6 protein-coding genes are annotated in these 7,499 nt (G+C 31.5%); 1 reads left to right on the plus strand and 5 read right to left on the minus strand.

Going from position 1 to position 7,499, the window contains the following annotated elements:
- Nucleotides 1–219 precede the first annotated feature (219 nt).
- From ACP6PL_RS02800 to ACP6PL_RS02820, 5 genes are all read right to left on the minus strand, one after another.
- Complete coding sequence (locus ACP6PL_RS02800; RefSeq protein ID WP_426542310.1) at nucleotides 220–1,182, minus strand: o-succinylbenzoate synthase; 963 nt, start codon at nucleotides 1,180–1,182, stop codon at nucleotides 220–222.
- A gap of 709 nt (nucleotides 1,183–1,891) precedes the next feature.
- A complete protein-coding gene (gene menH / locus ACP6PL_RS02805) occupies nucleotides 1,892–2,692 on the minus strand; it encodes a 2-succinyl-6-hydroxy-2,4-cyclohexadiene-1-carboxylate synthase (RefSeq protein WP_426542312.1) in 801 nt (266 codons plus the stop codon).
- A gap of 484 nt (nucleotides 2,693–3,176) precedes the next feature.
- On the minus strand, nucleotides 3,177–3,575 hold the full coding sequence (gene msrB, locus ACP6PL_RS02810; protein WP_426542314.1) for a peptide-methionine (R)-S-oxide reductase MsrB: 399 nt from the start codon (nucleotides 3,573–3,575) through the stop codon (nucleotides 3,177–3,179).
- An 867-nt stretch (nucleotides 3,576–4,442) separates the two neighbouring features.
- Nucleotides 4,443–5,339 (minus strand): 2-carboxy-1,4-naphthoquinone phytyltransferase, encoded by an 897-nt coding sequence (gene menA / locus ACP6PL_RS02815; RefSeq protein ID WP_426542316.1) that lies wholly within the window; start codon nucleotides 5,337–5,339, stop codon nucleotides 4,443–4,445.
- Between the two features lie 111 nt (nucleotides 5,340–5,450).
- A complete protein-coding gene (locus tag ACP6PL_RS02820; RefSeq protein WP_426542318.1) occupies nucleotides 5,451–5,609 on the minus strand; it encodes a hypothetical protein in 159 nt (52 codons plus the stop codon).
- Nucleotides 5,610–5,875: 266 nt separating this feature from the next.
- Here ACP6PL_RS02820 and ACP6PL_RS02825 point away from each other — a divergent pair, with 266 nt between their 5' ends.
- Entirely contained in the window at nucleotides 5,876–7,372 is a 1,497-nt protein-coding gene (locus ACP6PL_RS02825) for an isochorismate synthase (RefSeq protein ID WP_426542320.1), read from the plus strand.
- Nucleotides 7,373–7,499: the final 127 nt, after the last annotated feature.

Below are 7,499 nucleotides of genomic sequence, written 5' to 3' on the forward strand. Positions count from 1 at the left end.
ATAAAATTAGCTGATGAGCAAAATATTTCATCTGCCATAAAAAATATATAGATAAGGTTTGACTTACTCCCACAGATACCAGACTATAAATTTCTACTTCTGACTGAATTTTCTCTCAGACTAGAGAAGATTTGTCGGTAAAATTAGCTGATGAGCAAAATATTTTATCTGCCATAAATATATAGATAAAGTTTGACTTGCTCAAAAAAACTTGAACTACTATAAATTATCTTGCCAGGTTTCCTTATCTTCATCAAAAAAGTGGGTTACACCAAAACCAAAAGCACGATTTTTTCTTAAATTTGGTTGTAATTCTGTGGCAAGTTGAAGTGCTGCCTTTCTGGCAATTTTTGTTTCAAATACTGAAGAAAAAACTGCATCAATAGAATAATTTTTGCAAAAGTTACGGAGTTCTCTTCGCGAACCAAAGATAGCAGGTTTAATCACAAATATTCCTTGCCAACCTTGTTGATAATATTGTTTCATCTTTCTGAGATTGGCAACAGATTCATCTAAGGCAATAGGTATAGAGTAGGCATTACTTAATTCCAACATTTCTGAAAATTTATCTACAGGTAAAGGTTGTTCAATAAATTCAATGATGTTGAGATTTTCGCAAATTTCTAACCATTGCTTTGCTTCTTCAAAATTTAATCCTCCATTAGCATCCAATCTCAGATTTATTTTGGTAGGGAGTTCTTTAACTAACTGCTGAAATATTTCTAGTTCTGTTTGAATTTTATCAACTCCAATTTTCCATTTTAAAGTTCCATATCCTTCTTGCCAAAGTTGCTGCCAAATTTCTAACGCTCCTTCTCCCTCTGGTAATAAAGCACTATAAAAATTAGGTTTTTTTAGTTCTTCTTTTTCCTCTACTTGTAGTTGTTGAAAATTTTCCCAGGCTGACTCAAAACCAAATTTACAACTAGGTAAATTATCGGGAATAGAAAAAATAGTTTCTTTTGTTATTTCTTTTGGTAACTGTCGGCAAAAATCTAAAGCGTCCGACAAAGTTTCCGAACCAAACCAACTTAAAGGTGCAATTTCACCTAAACCTATTTTCCCAGTTTTATCGGTTAGTTGTAGAATAATTCCTTCTCTAATATCCCAAATACCATGACTGGTTTTGAGAGCTTTTTTGAAGTTTCGTTTGTAGGGTGAAAATTGTAGTTTATAGTGCATAGTTTTTGTAAAATATGCTTTTGTAAAAACTAAAATGATTATATCTTTAACTTAATAATAAATAGATGATTTATAGCAGTTGTTATTATATTAAACTATAGTATCTATAGCAATTCTCTAATCAATCGATTCTAATATTTTTGTGGTAGGGGCTATTTGCGTAATTAGAAGTATGACAAACGGAAATCGACTGTACAGGAGTCATAATTTTCAAGGTTAAGGGCTCAAATTAACTATTCTTAAAACTGTCACAACCAATGCGCGGATTGCTATATATTCAATATAATTTCTCTAGAAAAGTTATATTTTTACTGTCTGATTTATTTACTTAAAAACAACTATAATCCTTGATTTTAAAGTTACAAACTAAATTTTAAATAACTACCTACTAAATCTGCATTTCTCAAATTAGATGAGACTCAAAAAGGGTATTTTTTACAAGAAGAATATCTTCAGCGAGGTCAAGTTTTAATCTCAGTTAAGATCCTGATATTTTAGGCAACTAACTTTATAGATCGTATGAAATTCAACTTTTCTTGAGTTATAGCAAATTCAAAAAATATAGTTACTGTAAAAAAGGGAGTTGGGAGTCGAGAAAAGCCTCGATCTTTAATTTTTCTATATTGGTAAACCAAGGTCTCAGCTACCTACTAAAAAAAGGTTAATGTAGTAGTATTTTCTGAAACTGATATTACTTCTTCCTCCTTACCTATACCAAAAAATTTATCAGAGTTTCTATCCATTCTCTAGGGTTTTCACAGTGAATATTATGACCAGATTCAGGAATTATTTTCACTTTAGCAACCTGACATAATTCTGCAATTTCAGTATTAATAGCTTGAAATTTATTATCAGAGTCTCCCACCATTAATAATGTAGGAATCTGATGATATGATAATTTATCCCACAGTGAAGGTTGATTTCCTATTCCCAAATTTCGGAGAGATTTTGCTAACTCTAATGTATTATTTTCTAACCGCCTTTTTCTAACTTTCTCAAAATTATTATGCTGCCTCAAAGATTCAAACAATGGTTGACTATACCAGTTCGATAAAAAATTTTCATATTTGCTATTTTCCAACTTATAAGCTAATTTTAAATCTGACTCATAACGTAGCGATCGCTCTACTTTACTCTTTAACCCTGGAGATGCTGACTCTAATATTATTTGTTCAAACCGAGTAGGAAAATTTATCGCCAGATATAATGCCAATCTTCCACCCATCGAATAGCCAAATAAATAACATTTTTCAATCTTTAAATTATCTAATAAACCAATCAATGCTATGGCAGTATTAGGCATATTGTAATATTCTTCACTGCCAAAAACTCTAGTTTTTCCATGCCCAGGCAAGTCAACTGCCAGACAACAAAATCTTTTAGATAACCGGGGAATAATTTCTATAAAATCATTACTACTCCCCATAAACCCATGTAATAATAGAATAACTTGTTTATTGTTTTTTTCAGTTAAAGAGTAGCTAAATTGATAATTTTTCAAATAAATCATTCATCAATAATTATCAAGAGGGTAATCCTAGGTTTGCCCAGAAATAATTTCACTATTGGCAATTGATATAACTACTGGACAACGAACTAGAAAATCGATTTCTAAGAGAGCATTTAAACCGAGGGTATATTATAGGTAGGTATTGCTTTATCTAATTTTATATCCATCATAACATCAGAACTAAATCTTCAGATAGATTACCTCTATACTCTATAGTTACAGGTTTATTTTTCGTTAAATAAAGCTGACTATAAACTTGATCTCGACTTGATAAATGAACTTAAACTTTACCCTAAATTACATTTTAATTTTCATCTAGTTCAGGAAAAATTATTAATAAGGACTTATTTAGGATATTTTTGGATAATTTCTGCCAAGGTGAGGATCTTATAATTCTCTACTTACGTTATTTTTTTCTATCTCTTAATTTTGACTTAACCGAACAAATTATGGTGGCAAATATACCACCATAATTTCCAATTATCTATTCAGACTTAACAAACTTCAGGGCAGCAGAATTCAAACAATAACGCAACCCTGTTGGAGGGGGACCATCAGGGAAAACATGACCAAGATGAGCACCACAATTATTACAGAGAATTTCGGTTCTCCGCATAAATAAACTCCAGTCGGCTTCTTCTTTGATATTTTCTTGATTAATCGGTGCCCAATAACTAGGCCAACCTGTTCCAGAATCGTATTTTTCTTCTGAACTAAATAAGTCAGTACCACAACAAACACATTTATATATTCCTTTTTCTTTATTGTTGTGATATTCCCCTGTGAATGGTCTTTCAGTTCCCTTTTTTCTAGTTACATTAAATTGTTCTGGTGTGAGTTGTTCTTTCCACTCTTTTTCACTTTTTTGAATTTTATTAACCATGCCTTTAATTTTCCTTTTGACAAATTGTTATATTTCGTAGTACAACGCTAATTTTTAAATGCTATAGACTATTGTTCTTTACAAATCATAACATATTATTGAAGGAATAACCTAAGTTAAGAAACTCTATAAATAAATTTAGGGAATTTTATGAATGACGCTCGATTTCTCACACTTTATTTTTGTAGGTAGATTATTTTTCTTACTATCTAATCTTAATAGATATAGCAATTCTCAAATTGGTAAAATACAAAACTTTTGTATTTTAAGGAATAGGGAACAGAGAATAGTGGATGGGGAAAAGAAAAAAAGATTTTGCCTCATTAATATGAGAACTGCTATAAATATATAGCACTACAAAAAAGTGTCAAGGTAGATATAATACTTCAAAACCTTAGTAAACATTTAGAGAGTGTTTGTAAACTAAAGATTAAGACGGCCAGAGTGCTTAATGTTCGGTGAGTGGGGTGCGAAAAGTTAAATTTTGCCTACAATTCATAGTTATTGTCGCCTAACCCACCCTACGCCTCGATTTAATATTCCTTTTACAAACAGTTTCTTAGCTATTAGCTCTCAGTTCGAGCGCAATAATACTTAATCCTTAATGAATATAAAGCTGACTTTTCAACTTTTTTAGTAAGATTGAATTATGGCTTAATAATATCCCTTAATAAAAGGGTTTAAATAAAGCTTTTATCCTGCACTAAGAGCAATAGCTGATTGCTGTTAGCTGACGGCTGAATTCTTACAAACCTTAAAGATAAAATTTTCATTCAAGCTGATAGCTGAGTGTTTATAACTTTACTTACTCTCAACCATTTTTTTAGGAATAACCTAAATCTATAGTTATTGCAAATATTTTCAGATTCACAGAACAAATCCTAAGCCAAATAGTAATCCACTAAAGAAATGTAGATAAACTGCAATAAATTTACAGTTACTAACTTTTTCTGGTTGGTCGTGATGATTACTAACGTGACGACATAAATAAATAGCAAAAGGCAAACCAGCAAAACTTAATAGAGTCCAAACTGGGAAAAATCCTAAACCTACACAAATAGAAATTAGTACAAAAACAATTCCACAAGACCAATTTAATACTTGAGAACCTGCTTTAGTTCCCATTCTTACAATAGGCGATCTCTTTCCTGCTGCTAAGTCATCTTTTACTTGATGAAAGTGAGAACAAAATAGAATAATAGTTGTAGTAATTCCAATAATTATTGATGCAATTAAAATGTTAATTGACCAACTCTTAGTTTGACTATAGTAAGCAGCAGAAATTGCTAAAGGACCAAAAGCAAAAAAGCAAAGAATTTCTCCCAAACCTTGATAGCCTAATCTAAAAGGAGGACCTTGATACAAATATCCTAAAAAACAACACAACAATATTAATCCAATTACAGTTAAATCTTGCAACCACCAGCTAATTATTACAATTCCCAAAATACCTAAAAATAAACATAGATTACCTAGCCAAAAAATCAAGTCTTTATTCCCAGTCAAGTTCACCAAAGAATGGTGCTTATTTTTATCAATGCCTGTTTCCGAGTCAAATACATCGTTACTAATATTTTCCCAAGCCAAAATCAAAATTGCCGATGTGATAAACGTTAAAAAAATAGACCAATTAATCCCATTTTTTTCCCACACAGCTATTGCTGTTCCTACCCATATCGGCATGATTGCTACACTATACATAGGTGGTTTAATGGCAGCTAGCCATAATTTTTTATCAGACTTATTTACTACTTGAGCTGTCATATCAGTTATTACTTATTAGTTATTAGTTAGCCTCCTGCAGAGGAACTGCGTTAACAGTACCTCCAGTTAAAGCCCGATGTTTAAAATATGGAATTCCTTTTTTATTCCCTTTCAATAGAAGGCATGAAACCCTATTTCTTGTTCATCAGCTAATCTTGGTAATTGTCTAACTCTTTCAAAAGCTGTTTGCATCACATTCCCCAGAAAAAGCTGAATGCTGACCTTCAAAACAATGATAAATATTATCCAGAGATATTTTTTTAATGACAACAATTTTTAATCTCTTACCACTTTAATTTGCTAGTCAGAGTAAAATCTTAACAAAAAATAACGTAATTTATTTTTCCTTTACATTTGACTTGATTTAGGCTTTCTACTTGCCTGAATAATCCCCTATCCCCTATCGTCACAAAAGGGATGTGAAAAAAGGTCTAATGTTAATTAATACTAGGGGATAAATTTGGCCACTTTCGGGAATTGGACAGCCCCACCAATCACTCTCTCTGATTCAGTGAAAATTTGCTATTCTTATTTTCATGCCTGTAATACCAACTTCTGTTAATCTGTTTCAAACCTGCCAAGACCTCCATCAATTTCTGTTTAATTGTCAACAGACATTAACAGACAAGATGGAGACAAAAATAATTAGTATTTCTGTGGAAATATTACCAGTAGATCCCCTAGCAATATTGGCAGAAATTTGTGAACCACATCAACTACATTTTTACTTAGAAAAACAAACCATTGGAGAAAAAAATATCGACAAAAATAGCTTGGCGATCGCTGCTATTGAGGCTGCTACTCACTTGACCATTAAAAGTGGGAATCGTTTTGCACAAGCTCAATCTTTTATTCAATCATGTTTAAATAATACAATTTCTCTAGGTGCGACACATTTACCTTATGCAGGTCTCCACTTTTTTTGTAGTTTTACATTCTTTGAAAAGCATACTAAAACTAATCTAAACAACCTTCATCAAAATGGTAATTACCCACAAAAATTATCTATAAATCCTCATTTTCCTTCAGCAACAATATTTCTACCACGGTGGCAAATAACTAAGACAAATAACCGCAATATACTTGTGATTAATACAGTTATCAACAACTCAATTAACATTGAACATATTTCCCAAAAAGTTTGGTATAAATTCCAGCAAATAACCGAGATAAATCACACTCATCTATTAACTTTAACCAAGCCATATAAAAAACTTCGTAAAATTAACATCAATCACTTACAAGAATTTAAAAAATCAGTTGCTTCAGCTCTAGACTTAATCAATTCAAACTCTCTCAGGAAAATTGTTTTAGCTCATGCCATAGATATATATTCTCAAGCTAATTTTGACCTCATCAAATCCTTAAATAACTTGCGATTAATTTATCCAGACTGCTATGTAATTTCTACCAGTAATGGCAACGGTCAGAATTTTATATGTGCCAGTCCAGAACGCTTAATTAGTATTAATAATAATCAATTAGTTACAGATGCTTTAGCAGGTTCCGCGCCTAGAGGTAAAACCCCAAGTGAAGATGCCAAACTAGCCAACAATTTATTATCTAGTGAAAAAGATTTACGAGAACATCAATTTGTTATAGATTTCATTATTAAACGTCTTCAAAATTTAGGATTAAAAGCTAGTTACTCATCTCAACCTCATTTACTACAATTATCAAATATTCAGCACTTATGGACACCAATTACAGCAGAAATATCCAAAAATATTCATTTATTAGAAATATTAGCAAAGCTCCATCCTACACCAGCAGTGGCAGGAGTTCCTAGAGATATTGCTCAACAACAAATACATAATTTTGAAACCTTTGATCGCTCACTTTATGCCGCACCTTTAGGTTGGATAGATCATCAAGGAAATGGAGAATTTGCTGTAGGTATTAGGTCAGCTTTAATTGATGGAGACCGCGCTAGACTTTATGCTGGTGCAGGTATAGTTACTGGTTCTAAACCAGATAAAGAGTTGGCAGAAGTTCAACTCAAACTTCAAACATTATTGAAAGCTTTAGTTTAAAATTTATATTCTATAAGTTCAATTGTAATATTATCCTTAAGTAATGAATAAGTAATGAATCTTTGTCTATAAACTTACCGAATAATTATTAATTATTAATTATTAATTAAATAATTCAGGTTTAAAG

This window comes from Dapis purpurea BLCC-M126, assembly GCF_050015975.1.
Classification (GTDB): Bacteria; Cyanobacteriota; Cyanobacteriia; order Cyanobacteriales; family Microcoleaceae; genus Trichodesmium.